General features: G+C 43.2%; 14 protein-coding genes. 9 read left to right on the top strand and 5 right to left on the bottom strand.

From position 1 onward, the window contains the following. Nucleotides 1-570 precede the first annotated feature (570 nt). The gene (locus FN961_RS24490) at nucleotides 571-2505 is read left to right on the top strand and encodes a B12-binding domain-containing radical SAM protein (protein ID WP_144042763.1); all 1935 of its coding nucleotides are present in this window, start codon (nucleotides 571-573) and stop codon (nucleotides 2503-2505) included. Nucleotides 2506-2616: 111 nt separating this feature from the next. Here the strand turns inward: FN961_RS24490 and nrfA are convergent, their stop codons facing one another. Beyond that, on the bottom strand, nucleotides 2617-4017 hold the full coding sequence (gene nrfA, locus FN961_RS24485) for an ammonia-forming nitrite reductase cytochrome c552 subunit (RefSeq protein ID WP_144042762.1): 1401 nt from the start codon (nucleotides 4015-4017) through the stop codon (nucleotides 2617-2619). 242 nt (nucleotides 4018-4259) lie between these two features. On the opposite strand from nrfA, the gene narQ reads away from it, so the two are divergent. Further along, the gene (gene narQ / locus FN961_RS24480) at nucleotides 4260-5960 is read left to right on the top strand and encodes a nitrate/nitrite two-component system sensor histidine kinase NarQ (protein WP_144042761.1); all 1701 of its coding nucleotides are present in this window, start codon (nucleotides 4260-4262) and stop codon (nucleotides 5958-5960) included. A 56-nt stretch (nucleotides 5961-6016) separates the two neighbouring features. Continuing rightward, the gene (locus tag FN961_RS24475) at nucleotides 6017-6646 is read left to right on the top strand and encodes a response regulator (RefSeq protein ID WP_144042760.1); all 630 of its coding nucleotides are present in this window, start codon (nucleotides 6017-6019) and stop codon (nucleotides 6644-6646) included. 78 nt (nucleotides 6647-6724) lie between these two features. Here the strand turns inward: FN961_RS24475 and FN961_RS24470 are convergent, their stop codons facing one another. Both FN961_RS24470 and fkpA read right to left on the bottom strand, forming a co-directional pair. Then, a complete protein-coding gene (locus FN961_RS24470; protein ID WP_144042759.1) occupies nucleotides 6725-7099 on the bottom strand; it encodes a YacL family protein in 375 nt (124 codons plus the stop codon). Nucleotides 7100-7268: 169 nt separating this feature from the next. Then, a complete protein-coding gene (gene fkpA / locus FN961_RS24465; RefSeq protein ID WP_144042758.1) occupies nucleotides 7269-8051 on the bottom strand; it encodes an FKBP-type peptidyl-prolyl cis-trans isomerase in 783 nt (260 codons plus the stop codon). Nucleotides 8052-8517: 466 nt separating this feature from the next. Between fkpA and FN961_RS24460 the strand changes: the two genes are divergently transcribed. The 4 genes from FN961_RS24460 to FN961_RS25900 all read left to right on the top strand — a co-directional run bounded on the left by FN961_RS24460 (nucleotide 8518) and on the right by FN961_RS25900 (nucleotide 11265). Then, nucleotides 8518-8730: a SlyX family protein gene (locus FN961_RS24460; protein WP_144042757.1), complete on the top strand. Its 213-nt coding sequence runs from the start codon at nucleotides 8518-8520 to the stop codon at nucleotides 8728-8730. 194 nt (nucleotides 8731-8924) lie between these two features. Then, nucleotides 8925-10292 (top strand): COG3014 family protein, encoded by a 1368-nt coding sequence (locus tag FN961_RS24455; protein ID WP_144042756.1) that lies wholly within the window; start codon nucleotides 8925-8927, stop codon nucleotides 10290-10292. A gap of 22 nt (nucleotides 10293-10314) precedes the next feature. Beyond that, nucleotides 10315-10908 (top strand): penicillin-binding protein activator LpoB, encoded by a 594-nt coding sequence (gene lpoB / locus FN961_RS24450; RefSeq protein ID WP_185972880.1) that lies wholly within the window; start codon nucleotides 10315-10317, stop codon nucleotides 10906-10908. A gap of 159 nt (nucleotides 10909-11067) precedes the next feature. Further along, a complete protein-coding gene (locus FN961_RS25900) occupies nucleotides 11068-11265 on the top strand; it encodes a hypothetical protein (RefSeq protein ID WP_185972879.1) in 198 nt (65 codons plus the stop codon). A gap of 12 nt (nucleotides 11266-11277) precedes the next feature. Here the strand turns inward: FN961_RS25900 and yfcE are convergent, their stop codons facing one another. Beyond that, the gene (yfcE, locus tag FN961_RS24440) at nucleotides 11278-11841 is read right to left on the bottom strand and encodes a phosphodiesterase (protein ID WP_144042754.1); all 564 of its coding nucleotides are present in this window, start codon (nucleotides 11839-11841) and stop codon (nucleotides 11278-11280) included. Nucleotides 11842-11999: 158 nt separating this feature from the next. On the opposite strand from yfcE, the gene FN961_RS24435 reads away from it, so the two are divergent. Then, complete coding sequence (locus FN961_RS24435) at nucleotides 12000-14651, top strand: ERAP1-like C-terminal domain-containing protein (RefSeq protein WP_144042753.1); 2652 nt, start codon at nucleotides 12000-12002, stop codon at nucleotides 14649-14651. Nucleotides 14652-14821: 170 nt separating this feature from the next. Then, nucleotides 14822-15034, top strand: coding sequence for a hypothetical protein (locus FN961_RS24430; RefSeq protein ID WP_144042752.1), 213 nt, complete (start codon nucleotides 14822-14824; stop codon nucleotides 15032-15034). 58 nt (nucleotides 15035-15092) lie between these two features. Here the strand turns inward: FN961_RS24430 and FN961_RS24425 are convergent, their stop codons facing one another. Next, the gene (locus FN961_RS24425) at nucleotides 15093-15659 is read right to left on the bottom strand and encodes a phosphoribosyltransferase (RefSeq protein WP_144042751.1); all 567 of its coding nucleotides are present in this window, start codon (nucleotides 15657-15659) and stop codon (nucleotides 15093-15095) included. Nucleotides 15660-15747: the final 88 nt, after the last annotated feature.

The raw sequence follows: 15747 nt of genomic DNA, 5'->3' as shown, positions 1-15747 counted from the left end.
TTTCGTTACATTGTCTGGCTCGCTACTTTATTCAGAGCCATAGGGTCATCTGGTGATACAGATGGTTCACTCAAAGCGGTGAACAGCGCTTCATACGACTTCACGTCGCACGGGCAGAAACGAGTTACTAAACTCTACTAAGTAAAGCTAAATCGAAAAGAAAAATAACCAAGTGCAGATGCGGCTGTGACCGTCCGTGACATGGCCGTTCTATGACATCCATGTCATCACGGCATTTGTGAATCCATTCACATCAGACGTCACGGCCTAGACTATAAGGATATACTTGTGTAGTGTCACAGAAGTCACTGCACATTCCCCGCTGGGAAGCGATAAATAACAATTAAGGTAAGGCTTTCAAACACACCTCCAAATATCAAACCAGACAAAAACTAAACCCAAAAGTGTAATCAAGCTTAATTCAAAGACAATCCCCCTCAACCAACTCTGAAACAGCACTTTGAAGTAGAACGGGTATCGTTCATTTGTTAGAATCCATTCCTATTTTATGGCTGCTGTATTTGCTGCCACACTCTGTTACGCACAAAGTTTCAAATTTAAAGGCAGGCTATGACCGTTCTTCTAATGACTCCACCTATGACCCAGCTGAATACGCCTTATCCGGCAACAGCATATTTAACGGGTTTTTTACGCTCTCGTGGCGTCGATGCGGTTCAGCGAGATCCTGCTATTGAACTTTTTCTAGAGATGATGACAGCACCTGCGCTGGAGATTATTCGACAGCATGTGGAAGCAAACTTCGAGCACTTTGAAGATGATGAGTTGCCTGATGTGATCTTTAACTTTTTGGCCGAGTTTGACCGTTACCACCTAACTGTTGAGCCTGCTATTCGCTTTTTGCAGGGCAAAGATCCAAGCCTTGCACTGCGCATTAATTCACGTCGTTTTTTACCTGAAGGCCCTGCGTTTGACGCCATTGCTCAGATGGAAGCGGTATCTGGCGATGTGCTACAGGCAGCCTTTGGCAATCTTGGCGTGCAAGATAAAGCCAAATATCTAGCCACGCTGTTTATTAACGACCTGTCGAACGTCATTACTCAAGGGGTTGATCCCTACTTTGAAGTCAGCCGTTATGGCGAGCAATTAGCCGCCGCCAACCCAAGCTTTGACAACCTCTACGATACATTGATGGATGAGCCGAGTTTTAGCTCTGAAATCTTAGAACAATTAGTTGAGCAGTATCTGGAAGAGACTCAGCCTAGCGTCGTAGCGTTAACCGTGCCTTTTCCCGGTAACATGCTCGGCGCCCTGCGTATTGCACAAACCTGTAAAGCCATCAATCCTGATATTCCTATTGTGATGGGGGGCGGCTTTATCAATACCGAGCTGCGCGCGCTGAAAGACCCGCGAGTATTTGAGTTTGTCGATTTTATCTGTCTCGATGACGGCGAACGCCCTTTTATCACGCTGCTGGAATATTTCGAAGGCAAGCGTGAGATAGACGATTTGGTGCGAACCTATTTTCTCGCAGAAGATGAAAATGGCCAGCCCTGTGTACACTTCAATGAAAATGCCGAGCTTCACGATATTCCACAAGCCGATGTTGGCGCACCGGTATACGATGGTCTGCCATTGGGCGAATACCTGTCGTTATGTGAAATGCTCAACCCGATGCACCGCATTTGGAGCGATGGACGCTGGAATAAGCTGACCATTGCTCATGGTTGTTACTGGCGAAAGTGCAGCTTTTGCGATGTCAGTTTGGATTATATCGACCGTTTTGATGCCGCTGGCGCCGATGTTCTGGTGGATAGAATCGAGCAACTCATCGAAGAAACCGGCGAGACGGGTTTCCATTTCGTTGATGAAGCCTTACCGCCAAAGCTTTTGTTTACTCTAGCAAAACGCTTGATTGAGCGTAACGTAGTGATCAGTTGGTGGGGTAATATCCGTTTTGAGAGAACGTTTAGCCAAGCACGTTGCCAATTACTGGCAGATTCTGGTTGTATCGCAGTTAGCGGCGGCCTTGAAGTGGCGTCTGATCGTCTATTAAAACTGATGAAAAAAGGCGTGAGTGTTGAGCGAGTCGCCCAAGTAACCAAAGCCTTCAGTGATGCAGGTATATTGGTTCACGCCTATTTGATGTATGGCTTTCCCACACAAACCGAGCAAGAAACCGTAGATTCCCTGGAAATGGTGCGCCAGATGATGAGTCAAGGCTGTTTCCAATCCGCCTACTGGCACCGTTTTGTGGCCACTATTCACAGTCCTATTGGCATAAACCCTGAAAAATTTGGTATCACGCTTGCTGAACGCCCTGAGATCTTATTCGCAGAAAACGATGTCGATTTTACTGACCCAACGGGTACAGATCATGAAATGCTCGGCGAAGGCCTTCGTAAAGCGATCTACAACTATATGCACGGTATCGGCTTTGATCAGCCAATGAGCTTCTGGTTTAACCAACCCGTGACACGCACTAGAATGAAAAAAGACCTGATATCAAAGGCTATTAACAATCTAATCGACAGCAATGAGGAATAATCCAGTGTAATGCAGCTGCGAGTTTAGGTTTAAAGACAACAAAAAGCCCTCCATATGGAGGGCTTCTGTTATATCAGCATAACTAACTTACACTATAGAAAGCTTAGCGGCTTAGTAAGTTGCTTCACGCTTTTTAGCTTCAGCATCCCACTTAGGCAGTTCAGTTTTCTTGAACTCAGCCTTGTCAGCATTCATCTTCTTCATATCCATACCCATCGCTGCTTGTGCTTTAGCTTTAGTAGAGATATCAGGGTAAGCAATCGGTTGCTTAACGCCTTTCTTAGCAAGCAGTTGAGCTAACTTAACACGAGCGTCAGCTGCTTTATCTACCGCTGTACCTAGAACACGTAGTGCTTCATCTGGTGCGTGTGATGCAACACCATGAGAGGCGATTGCATAATCCCAACGCCATTGACCATGACGAATATCAGTAAGGATTGGCTTCATCTCTGCTTCAGTCGCACCGGCTTCCCATGCTGCTGCAGCTTCGAAGTGAGCTTTAACTAGCTGGTTTTCAGCTCTAAGTTGGATCTCTTTAACCTTAGCTTTACGCTCATTATCAAGGTTAACCATGAACTCTTTGCTTTGCTCATGACAAGAACCACAGGTATCTTCGAAACGATCAAATGGGTTACCCACTTTATGATCGGTAAACTTACGACCTTCAGCATTCTTCACCTTAGGCATATGACAGTCTGTACAGCTTACGTTGTTCTTACCGTGCATACCTAGCTGCCAAGTTTCATAACCTGGATGCTGCGCTTTCAACATAGGTGTTTTAGACAGTTTGTGAGTCCAATCAGAGAATTCAATACCGTCGTAATATGCTTCCATATCTTCAACAGTGGTGCCTTTATCCCATGGGAACTTCACAAAACCTTTTTTGTCAGCTGTCTTCTCGAAGTAGTATTCGACGTGACACTGACCACACACCATAGACTGCTTGTCTTTGCGTGATGCTTTATCAAATGGCGTACCCAATGTTTCCATGCCACGTTCAGCAAATGGACGAGAGATACGTAGTTTAGATTTACCCTTCTCGTGACAATCACTACAACCGATAGTATTGACTATTTCAGCACCACCTTTATACCACTTACCAGAAAAGTAACCGTCTTCACCTTGCTCTTCGATCATGCGAGGTACGTCTGGACTCTTACAAGACCAACATGCCATTGGCATTGGGCCATCGCTATCTTGCTTTGGTGCACCGCTACGCAGTGTGTTACGCAGATCCGTAACAGCGTACATATGGCCACGAGCCTTGTTATAATCTTTAGCGAAACCATAACCTGCCCACAAAACCACTAGATTAGGATCTTGTTCAAGCGCATCGATAATTTCAACACTTTCTGAAGTCTCATGCCAGCTGTTGTATTGCTTAGAAAATTTGTCTTTATATTGCTCATTGCGAGGCTCAGTTTCATCACTCGCCATTACGCCAGAAGCCATTAAGCTTGCTGCCACCATTGCACTTAGTGCAAAGGATTTTTTAGATAATATTCTCACCATCTCATCTCCGTGTTACTTTATAGTAATCTTAATAACCACAACATCTCCAAGGCCAAAGTTAGCCCCTTAATTTGACGATGAATATACCACTAATGAGGTATCCGGATTAAAGTTTGCGGTAGATCAACTTGTGAACGTGTTGTTGGTCACACTTTTAACATTTTGTTAATCAGATAAAGATTTAACTAATTAAGCAACATCAACTAACTGCTTAATAATTCTAATTTAGTGAGTTTTATATAATGAAAAACGGAAGTCTAACATCCACCATCTTAGGGTTAATGTTAACGTTAATTTTATTATCAAGTGGCTTGGCCACCTTTGCCATCATCAACCTGTCCTACAGCTTAGGCGATGCCCGTGCCATCAATGCATCGGGCTCACTACGGATGCAAAGTTACCGGCTGATGTTCTATGCTAACTCTGGCAGTGATGAAGCTGAACAAAAAATAGAAGAGTTTGAAAAAACCTTATATTCTGAGGCATTAAAGCGCTCCACTGTCTGGTATAGCCCCAATGCATTGGCGGAGCAATATCAACTTGTCATCGATAAATGGCAGCTAATGAAGTCATATATTCAAGACGAGAACTCACGGCTCTACGCCGCCTCATTAAAAGACTTTGTCGACACCATTGACTTGCTCGTGCTGGAAACGGAGCAGCATGCCGCATTTAAGTTAAAAATGTTGGCAGCAAGCCAAATTTTCGGCTTAGGATTAATGCTGTTTATTGCATTTCTGGCGGTTCGATTCACTAAAAATAAAGTCGTTAAGCCACTCAAACAAATGATGGATTCCGCTAACACTATCTCTAAAGGTAACTTCGATATTCAGATGCCTAGAACTGAGTATGTCGAACTGACCTCGTTAAGCCACGCTTTAGAAAGTACCGCAAAAGAGCTATCAGCCCTTTATTGCGATCTAGAATCTCAAGTTGAAGATAAGACCCTTGCCTTAACGCGGGCGAACAATGAACTCACCTTACTTTACGATAACTTGGTCATCCTACACTCTGGCATTCTAGATATTAAGACACTGAAAAAGGTGTTGAATCAACTAAGCAAACACGAGCCTAATACCTTTTTACGTCTTGTCATCGCCCAAGATAAAGAAGACAAACAGGTCATTGAAACGGATATTGGCTGGCCACACACACCCAGCAACCAGATTCAATACCCACTAATATTTGAGGACTATAAACTGGGTTACCTAGAGGTGATCTCAGAAGCGCCGAATCACCCTCTTTTTGGTAATTTTGCCATTATGATTGCCCGATCCATTGTCATATTCAACGCTGGAGAACAGAAACAGCAACTGGCGTTAATGGAAGAACGCGGCGTAATTGCCAGAGAGTTACATGATTCTTTAGGTCAGATACTGTCATTTTTAAAAATTCAGGTAAATTTACTGTCTAAAGGATTAGACAGTGCGTGTCGAAGCCCGCGGGTTGAAGGACAAATAGCGGAGATCAATGAGGGCGTTAACACAGCCTACGTGCAATTAAGAGAGCTACTGTCAACGTTCAGGCTTACCATGAGTGATCCCAACCTCAGCCATGCACTCGAAGTCATGCTAGAGCAGCTCAGAAGCCAATCTAAGCTGTCTATATCACTGGATTACACATTACCATTGCAGCTCTTAGGCGCGCATCAACACATACACGTTTTACAACTGACCCGAGAAGCGACACTGAATGCCATTAAGCATTCCCAAGCTAAACACATAAAAATCGTGTGTTTTAAAAGCTCAGAAAGCGATGTCACCATTAGTATTAGCGATGATGGGGTCGGAATTGAAAAACTCAAAGAACGCGATCAGCACTTTGGGATCGGCATTATGCATGAGCGCGCGAGCCGCTTATCGGGTATAGTAGAGTTCGGCAGTAATGATGAAGGAGGAACAACAGTGACACTCACTTTCCCCCCTCAACAGAAACCAGCCTAATCAATGGTATAAGCGTAAAGTTTAAGATATTTACAGCTCAAGGAGTCACTACAAAAATGGGGAAGCCATATTCAGTTTTGGTTGTCGATGATCATCCATTATTACGCCGTGGGATCTGCCAGTTAATTACTTCAGATTCAGATTTTACCCTTTTTGGTGAGGCCAGTAGCGGGTTAGATGCATTATCTGCTATAGAAGAAAATGAGCCGGACATCGTCTTATTAGACCTCAATATGAAAGGGATGACGGGATTAGACACACTCAATGCGCTTCGACAGGAAGGGGTGACTTCACGTATCGTCATATTAACCGTGTCTGATGCTAAACAGGATGTTATCCGTATCATCCGAGCAGGCGCTGACGGGTATCTATTAAAAGATACAGAGCCTGATCTACTGCTGGAAAAGCTAAAAAGTGCCATGCAAGGCCACCGAGTCATTAGTGACTCCGTTGAGGATTATCTCTATGAGCTCAAAGATGCCGTCGATGAAGAAGACTGGCTCAGTAATTTGACTCCAAGAGAGTTACAGATATTAGAACAGGTTGCTGAAGGAAAGAGTAACCGCGTGATCTCCGAGCTATTACACATCAGCGAAGGGACGGTAAAGGTTCATGTCAAAAACCTACTGAGAAAGGGTCATGCCAAATCGAGAACCGAAATGGCCGTGCGTTATCTGAATAAATAGCCTGCGCTAAGCGGTTAAGATAACGAGTGACTTAGGTATAAAATAGGCAGCTAAATGGCTGCCTATTTCAATCACTATCTAGTGCTTTTCTGTCAAAAACAGATGCCAGTTTTCAAGCACAGACTGAAAATCTTCTAGGCCACAATACGCTTCTGATTCACCATCATAAAGAGACATGGCATATTCAAGTTCAAACTCTTCGCCATTTTCCAGCTCATTAGCAAAAACCCTAGCTTGTTCTGAATCCAACTCGATAGATAAAGCCTTGCCCACCAAACGCCAATTTATCAGCTGATTGGATTGCAATTTAGCCACTACCTGACAGATCTCGGCATACTTCTCAGCACTCTCTCCAAGCTCCTCTACAAACCAAAAGCCTAACGCTTCATGGTCCATACTAAAGCTGGCCATCACTGTGCCCGTTAAGGTATTACGTCGAAATTCATATTCCATAAATTTGAACCTTAAAACATATCTACGCTAATTTTACCCCAATGAAGGGTGAGATAGGTAACTAAAAAGGAAGGCAAGATGAATCAACTGATGTGATAAAAGCTAACGCGTTAAAAATAGAGATAAAAAAAGGACGCCTAAGCGTCCTTTTAACACAACTAAACTCAGATTAGTGAGCGTGTGTTTCAGAAGCAGCTTCAGCAGTAGGTGCTTCAGCGGCTTTCTCGATAGAAAGAAGTTCAACTTCAAATACTAGCGTTGAGTTTGCAGGGATAGTACCTGTATCACGCTCACCGTAAGCAAGTTCTGCAGGGATAACGAACTTGTACTTAGCGCCAACTGGCATCAACTGTACACCTTCGGTCCAACCAGGAATAACACGGTTTAGTGGGAACTTAGCTGGCTCACCACGAGCAACTGAACTATCAAATTCAGTGCCGTCAGTTAATGTACCAACGTAGTGAACTTCAACAGTGTCTTCAGCTACTGGCTTTTCGCCTGTGCCTGGAGTTAATACTTCATATTGAAGACCTGATTCAGTCGTAACAACGCCTTCTTTAGCCTTGTTTGTTTCTAGAAAAGCAGCGCTTTCTGTTAATGCTTTTTCTGCTAAAGCAGCAGCTTGAGTCTGACGCTTCTCATTTAGCGTCTCATCAAGAGTTTGTAATACAGTCTGCATCTCTTCTTCTGTCAGCTTTAGATCATCGTTCAGGCCGTTGCTGAATCCTGTAATTATCAGGCTACGGTCAACAGGCAAGCCTAGCTCTTCCTGCTCTTTGATATGGCCTGACATATACTTACCAATCGATGCGCCAACGCTGTAGGCTTGTTTCTGTGCTTCTGTTTTCAATTCAACATTAGCAGCAGTATCAGTTGTTTTTTGCTCTTGATTACAAGCTGACAGACCTATGACGGCCAACGCAACCAGTGAGATTTTATAAATTGATTTCATTAAAGCTTCCTCAGCATCTTCTTGTAGTTACAATAACCTTACTCTATTAGGCGAACCACTTTATACTAGTTAAATACGATATTCCAATTACATTACTGAAGTTTCATTTTCAACATAAAATGTACTGCCACTAGGGCTAAAGACAACATCTTTACGTGCAAGTTCATCAAATAAATTCTTTCGATTGTTTTTTATACTTTGTTTTTACCTGCTTACTCGCCGCAAGACATAGTGACCAAACCATCAATGATTCAATCTCGCTTAAATCACCATCAATACAAAGTTAAATTAATATCCTCATGATAAAACACAAACGGCACATAGTTTTTGCTGCCCGCAGCACCAACATTGTCCAAATTAATGGAGCCGTTGTATACTCTATCGCAAATAAGGATCTAAAGCAGATCTTCAGTGTCAGCAGTAACGGCCGCGTCATTAAGCCACAGCCTGTCCATTAGAGGAAAAAATGGAACAATTAGCCCAAAGAGTCGAAGATCTTGAGATGAAACTCGCCTTCCAAGAGAGCACCATCGAAGAGCTTGACCAGCAAATGATCAAATTGAACGATCTACTTGCATTTCAGCAGCAGCAACTGCGTTTACTTGTCAGTAAGCTGCAGAGTGTAGAGCCAAGCAATATGGCATCTCCATCAGAAGAGGCGCCACCGCCACATTATTAATACCAATCAGTAAAAGCTCACTGACTCAGCTCGCTAACCACCGCGAAAATGAGTCAGTGTTTATTCAGCTTTATTGTGTTTAAATCTGATGTTTAGCTTACATGTGTAATATGGATGTTAAAGGATATACTGTTCAATACAATCCAGAATATAGGGACAAATATGCAGCAAGTAAGTCAAGTCGGGACAGCTTCATGAAAAAGTGGCTACTCATCCCATTGTTCAGCTTATTGCTGAGCGGCTGCGCATTTAATAGTATTTTTATTAACTATCCTTCTCAAATCGCCCCCGTAAAAGCCCAGCTCAATACGAGTGAACCCATCAAAGGTATTGATGAGATAGTCGATAATATCTCAGGAGCCGATGGTCTTCTTTATGCTCAAGAAGCAGGTAGAGTGGCCCAAATTGCCGGGGACTTCGAAGCAAGTAAACTCTTTTACCAAGATGCCGCCGACGATTATTTAGCCTTTGATGATCAAGCGACGCTCAGCGCCTCCGAGATTGGGGCTACCGCCAGCAGCCTGTTTATTAATGATAATGTCATCCCTTACCGCGGCCCAGGCTATGAACGCATCATGTTGCACCAATATCAGGCTCTCAATTATATCTTCAGTGGTGATAAAGAGGGGGCTTTAGTTGAAGTCAGGCGCAGCAACGATTTACAAAGTTCTGAACAAGCCAAATATCAAAAATCTAACGAGTCGGTACAAGCTATCGCCAATGGCACTATCGACACGGAAATGAATAAGCTTGGTGAAGCCGCTGGTAGTGTCACAAGTTCGTTTTTAAATGCTTATAGCTACTACATAACAGGTGTGCTTCATGAGGTGTTAGGCGAGCCAAATGATGCCTTTATCGATTACCGTAAAGCAGCTCAAATATCGCCGAACAATCCCTACATACAAAAAGACCTGGTCAGGTTAGCCAAACAGCTCTCTATGCCTCAAGCCGATGAATTTGAAAAGCGTTGGGGAAAAGCGCAAGTGGCTAAAAAAGGTCAAGGGCAAGTGATCATGCTACTCGAACGAGGCTTTGTTGATGAAAAGCAGAGTCTTACCGTACCATTTCGTGTTGACGGTAGCTGGCAAACTGTTTCACTGGCAACCTACCCTTTAAACTCCCACCCAGTCCCAAAAGGCAAGATAAAAGGGCTAGGTAAGACATTAACCGCCGCACCGATTGCCAATATCGACGCACTGGCTATGACTGCACTTAAAGAGGAGTTACCCGCCGCCTTAGTTCGTCAGGCTGCAAGAGCTTATGCTAAAGCGGAGATGGCCAAGAGTGTCCGTAGCGAATCTAAATCTCGTAATAATGAAACTGATTTTGGCTCAATCGCCATGCAGATATTCAATGTGATCACAGAACAAGCCGATCGCCGTAGTTGGTTAACCCTACCAAAACAGGCTCAAATTGCTCGTACTTACCTCAACCAAGGAGAGTACTCAATCCAATTAGACAACTCCGCCCCAAACACAATAGAGGTAAAAAGTGGAAGAACAACACTGGTTTGGGTGATCGACACTGGTAATTACACCCGTTTTTATTCAATAATCATATAATCAACATCTAATGGAACTTATTATGAAACATTTTAAACTTATTTTTATACTAGCAGCAGCTATTGGGCTTGCTGGCTGTCAATCTAAAGTGCAGTACGGGGACGCGACTGAAGTTGAAACCGTCAATGAAAACTTTGGTTCGACGGATCTTCAAGCTATCACCGCTAAGATGGTTGATAGCATGCTGACTTTCCCACCAATAATGGTATTAACGGCTAACGATCGCCCAATCATCTTTGTCGATAAAATCAAAAACAAAACTTCTGAACATATCGATACTGAGTCTGTGACTGACTCTATTAGCAACAAGCTACTAAGATCGGGTAAGTTCCGCTTTATCGACATGACTAAGGTTGATTCAGTTCGTAAGCAGCTGGATTACCAGAACAATGCTGGCATGGTTGACCCATCAACCGCTATCAGCTTTGGTCGTCAAATTGGTGCTCAGTACATGCTTTATGGCAACCTTTCTAGCATCGTTAAGCAGGACGGCAGCACTAAAGACGTTTACTACAAGATGACCATGCGTCTGATGGATTTGGAAACGGGCCTAATTGAATGGTCTGATGAGAAAGAGATCCGCAAAGTAAAATCTAAGTCGTTCCTCGGTTTATAAAGCTCCCTTAACCGGGAAACGTAAACAACGCCTTAAACAAAATGCCAATTGGTTTTCTGATTGGCATTTTCATACCAATCAGTATAAGAAAGTGATCTACTCAGAGGATTTTTGGGAAACTAATTCAAGGCGAATGGATGACAGAATGGTTATTCCCTTGTGAATTTATTCAACGCAGAAGTAGGCAGCCAAAAATACTCCTTACAGGCGAGTTTTAGTGCTTCTGATGCTGTGTTAACGAGCTTAAACGTAGAACAACTATGTTTGTCACTCGTTGCAAGCCACATGGATGTGGTGAATGTCATTAATGCAGGAGCAATTAATTACCTTACCTCAGAAGCGCTAAACTCTCGCTGAGCGATCACATCTTTATACTGATTGGTATCTATCTAATACGTAACTGCTTAGCTCATCGCCGTCGAACGTCACGACACTCAATCGATTACCATCAAACAGACCATAACTTGCCTTATGCTCACCTCTAGGAATGGTCACAGAACCTGGATTAAAGAGGATGACTTCGCCCTGTTTCTCGGCAACGGGTAGGTGGGTATGCCCTGATGCCATCACATCACCCGCGCCAAGGTGGGGTAAGTTATCGCCGCGATAAACGTGCCCATGGGTAAGAAAAAGCCTGCGACCATCAGGAAGTAGCACCCAGTTATAATCCGCCATCATCGGAAAATTCAACAGCATCTGATCCACTTCACTGTCGCAATTACCACGCACGGCAATGATCTTATCCCCATAAGTATTGAGTAACTCAACCACTTTCATGGGGGCATAACCGTTAGGAATAGCATTTCTCGGGCCATGATTGAGGATATCCCCCAATAGCAATAAGTGTTGAGCACCACTCTGTTCAAAGGCCGAGATCATTCTCTGTGTACTCTCGAAACAGCCGTGGATATCTGAAGCAAAAAATAGTTTCATAGGGCTACACTGTGATAAAAATGGGAGCGATATAATACGCCTATTACAGCAAAATTACTGTTAACTTTATCCCAGCTAGAAAATAGCGCTCATTGATAGTCTAGCCTCACTAAATCGGGTAACCTTAGCCCAAATCATCATCATATAGGAAGTTAGCTTTGGATCTGCTGCGTGCCTGCCTTACCTCTTTTCTCTTTTTGGTTACCTCTTTCAGCACAACTGCCTTTGCACAGGCAGAAACTAGAGAAGCTTTAGCTGACTCACAACCCCAGCGGATCTCTGGGCTCAGCTATCAGCTCACGCTATCTTTGAGTGATAAACCAGAATTTAGCGCTGTCAGTAAAATAGAGTTCGACCTTGCGGATACCCAACATCCACTCAATTTAGCTCTGGAACAGGCACAAGTTCACTCCTTTAATATCAATGGCCATAAGATCTATCCAAATTATGATGGTACGCATTTCAAACTTAATCCACGTTTACTAAGTAGCGGCAGTAACACCATTGAAATAAGCTACTCTGGCACTCTTGCAACTAAAAATGGTGGTTTAAACCGCTTTGTAGACCCGAGTGACAACCAAGTTTACTTATATTCAGATTTTAATGACAGCAATGCCAATCAAGTTTTGCCCCAGTTTGCTCAACCCTCTCTCAAAGCCAGTTATCAACTAAGTGTCAGTGCACCAAAAAGCTGGACCGTTATGACCACCATGAGAGAAACAGAGATCGTTGAGAAAGGTGAATTTAACCTTTGGTCGTTTCCCACAAGCCCTGAGCTCAATGCCCACCAACTGCCTCTCTATGCTGGCGCCTTCCAAGTTTGGCAAGATGAAACACCAGCACTCAACCTACGACTCATTAGCCGTCAATCGATGAAAGAGACGATTGATGCCGCACAGTGGCTCTCTGTAACCCAAAGTCAGCTGACTGATTTTACCGAGCGTTTTGGCGCTGATTACCCTTATCAGAAGTACGATCAGATTATCACTCCTTTCAACAGCTCTACTCCTAATCAGATAATCGTTAGCGCCGGAGTCACTAGCTTTAATGAAATAGCCATTCCAGACAGCTCAACAGTCACTGAGACTGCTAAGAAAGACTTACTTTCTGATATTAGCTATGGCATAGCTTGGCAATGGTTAAACGGTTTAACACGTGATTACGGGTCTCAGAATGGTGTATTAACACAAGAACCGATACTCGATAGTTTAGCTATCTACATGACGGCACAATCATTGGCCGCTACGGGGGAGTTTCCTCAAGTTTGGCGTCAATTCTATCAGGATAAAACACGCCTCGCTTACGAGCCAGATAGCCTCTTAAACTCTTACAAAAATGTGGAGAACAAAGCGTTATCAGATCCTATCAAGGGCGCCGCAATGCTAAAACAGTTAGCCCATCAGTTTGGCAATCAAGCCTTCAAAAAGGCCCTGACTTCATTGCTACAATCACAAGCACAGCATCCGATCACACTCTCTCACTTTATTACAACGTTAGAGGCAGGTACTAAGCGCGATCTCAGCGACATAAAAGCTAGTTGGGCAACCAAAGTTGAGGTTAACAGCATTAAAGCCAGCTTTAGTTGCACTGATAACCGCATCACCTCTTTTAGCTTGCTACAGTCACCGAGCAACAATACACACGCTCAATTTAAGCAGCAAAAAGTGACATTGGGTTTATACACTAAGGGGCGAAACCAATTACATCGTAACCTAGATGTCGCCGTCACTTATCAAGGGGCTAAAACCGATATTAATCGGCTTATCGGAGTGCGGTGCCCAGATCTTGTTTTTCCTAACGAACATGACTGGGGTTATGTAAAAGTGGTACTCGATGAGAAGTCTGCCAATACTGCAAAGCTTGAACTCAATAAAGTACAGGATCCCTTTCTCAAATCTATGTTGTGGCAAACTCTCTGGGAAAGTGTCTTAAAGGGTGAGCTTCCACTGGACACGTATTTAGGGACTGTATTTATTAACCTGCCACAAGAACAAGATAAAGATGTGTTAGCGCAAGTGCTGCAAACACTGATTCAAAGTAAATCTTATCTAGAGCTGATGCAGCCGACGCACATAAGTTACGCTAATAGAGCACTTAAAGGCTTGGCACAAATGAGCCTAAGAAAAACCATGTTTTACCAAGGTAACTCAGCACTTCAACAGTTGTGGTTTAATGCTTACATTCAGTTTTCCAATAATCCGCAAGCTCTCGACCATTTAATTCAGTTGATTGAAGGGTCGACTAAAATTAACGGACTCGCATTAGATCAAAACTCTCGCTGGAACATTATCCGTCAAATTAACCGTTATGATCATATCAAGAGTAAAAATTTGCTCTTGGCCGAGCAGAAAAAAGATGATTCAAAAAGCGGAGTAAACTCCTCAACGGCAGCATTAGTCTCTCGCCCTGAAGCCAACATCAAGCGCCGCTGGTTAACCCGAATTCAAAGCGATGAACGCCTTGATGACTTAACACTCGATACTGTCATCTCTCACCTCTATCCAGAGGAGCAGAAACAATTGAGTGCAGCGACCTCAGAGTTGAGGATGGAAAGCTTAAGTGAGTTGGATAATCGCAAAGCCGCTGCATTTATGCAGCGCTACGCACATTACTTAATTCCAACACAGTGTGATTATAGCGGCATTGCTAATCTAGAAAAGGCATTGGATCAATACTCAATCTCAAGGGTTCAAGCAGCAGATAAACCCGCATTATCCAGCGTCACATATAATTCCCTTCTCAAAGCCCATCAAGAAGAGGTTCGTTGCGTAGTCATCAAGGAGAGGTTGCTAACTAAAAGTGAGTCATAATCGCCACTTAATGAGTGTTGTGAGCTAGCACCAACAAGTCTTAATGTTTAACGCCATGATAAATAGTGATTTTTATTTTTGGCATGGCGTTTGTATTACTATGCCCAACTTGATACATTTTAATACACAATTGGCACTATTAAGCCAAATAGTAAAAAGGAGTTTAGGTTATGGGACCTTTCGAAATTGCAGCAATCGCTATCATTGGCGCTTTCTCAGTAAGTGCATATAAAGAATACAATAAACGCAAAGGAAGTGTGGACTCCAGTGAAGTGGATGAGCTGAAAGCAGAACTCGTGAAACTACAGGGAAGAGTGGCGACTTTAGAAAGCTTAGTAACCGATAAGTCATACCAACTTAGTGAGCAGATAGATAACCTCTAATCTATACGCATAAAAAAGCCAGCATCGTTGCTGGCTATTTTAATCTAACAAAACCCAGTTAGATGAAAAGCTCTTTGATATTTTTAAGATCGCCCTTACCTTCGGCAATCTCTTGCGGTGTCAAACCAGAGACTTCATGGGGGAACACTAACCACTCTTCAGATTCATGAATAAAGTAATCAGGCTTTAGCGGCACAGCTGTATTCTTAGGTTTATAGTAAGGACAAGCGATACGTACATCTTTAGGCATGTTCAAACGCATCAAGTCACTTAAGTTTTCCATAAGGGCATGGATACTTCGGCCAGAATCGAACACATCATCAACAATTAAAAGACCATCACCAGCATTAGCGTTTTCAACAATATAATGAAGACCATGAACCTTAATCTGCTTACTTTGCTTGTCTGTACCTATGCCATAGTAAGAAGATGTACGAACCGCGATATGATCGGTTTCGACTTCTTTAAAATCAAAATATTCTTGAACTGCGATACCGATAGGAGCACCACCGCGCCAAATGCCTACAATAAATTGTGGACGAAAACCGCTCTCATATACTTGTGCTGCTAAGCGGAATGAATCCTCAAGTAACTCCTGAGCTGTGATAAATTGTTTTTCTGACATCGGACCGTCCCCATCTTGTTATTCATATAATAAGGTCAATTTATTCGGTGAGGCAGCCATCCAAAAGATGAAAATAGACGACCCCTTA

It is taken from the genome of Shewanella hanedai (assembly GCF_007197645.1).
In the GTDB taxonomy this organism is placed as follows: domain Bacteria; phylum Pseudomonadota; class Gammaproteobacteria; order Enterobacterales; family Shewanellaceae; genus Shewanella; species Shewanella hanedai.
Note: the sequence above shows the minus strand (reverse complement) of the source record. Positions and strands in the feature narration are given on the sequence as shown.

Bases quoted from the DNA above. Each gene is read 5' to 3' on its own strand.
- FN961_RS24470 (WP_144042759.1), bottom strand. From the start codon at position 7,099: ATGGAATATGAATTTCGACGTAATACCTTAACGGGCACAGTGATGGCC.
- fkpA (WP_144042758.1), bottom strand. From the start codon at position 8,051: ATGAAATCAATTTATAAAATCTCACTGGTTGCGTTGGCCGTCATAGGT.
- yfcE (WP_144042754.1), bottom strand. From the start codon at position 11,841: ATGAAACTATTTTTTGCTTCAGATATCCACGGCTGTTTCGAGAGTACA.
- FN961_RS24425 (WP_144042751.1), bottom strand. From the start codon at position 15,659: ATGTCAGAAAAACAATTTATCACAGCTCAGGAGTTACTTGAGGATTCA.
- FN961_RS24430 (WP_144042752.1), top strand. From the start codon at position 14,822: ATGGGACCTTTCGAAATTGCAGCAATCGCTATCATTGGCGCTTTCTCA.
- nrfA (WP_144042762.1), bottom strand. From the start codon at position 4,017: ATGGTGAGAATATTATCTAAAAAATCCTTTGCACTAAGTGCAATGGTG.
- FN961_RS24490 (WP_144042763.1), top strand. From the start codon at position 571: ATGACCGTTCTTCTAATGACTCCACCTATGACCCAGCTGAATACGCCT.
- FN961_RS24475 (WP_144042760.1), top strand. From the start codon at position 6,017: ATGGGGAAGCCATATTCAGTTTTGGTTGTCGATGATCATCCATTATTA.
- lpoB (WP_185972880.1), top strand. From the start codon at position 10,315: ATGAAACATTTTAAACTTATTTTTATACTAGCAGCAGCTATTGGGCTT.
- FN961_RS24460 (WP_144042757.1), top strand. From the start codon at position 8,518: ATGGAACAATTAGCCCAAAGAGTCGAAGATCTTGAGATGAAACTCGCC.
- FN961_RS24455 (WP_144042756.1), top strand. From the start codon at position 8,925: ATGAAAAAGTGGCTACTCATCCCATTGTTCAGCTTATTGCTGAGCGGC.
- narQ (WP_144042761.1), top strand. From the start codon at position 4,260: ATGAAAAACGGAAGTCTAACATCCACCATCTTAGGGTTAATGTTAACG.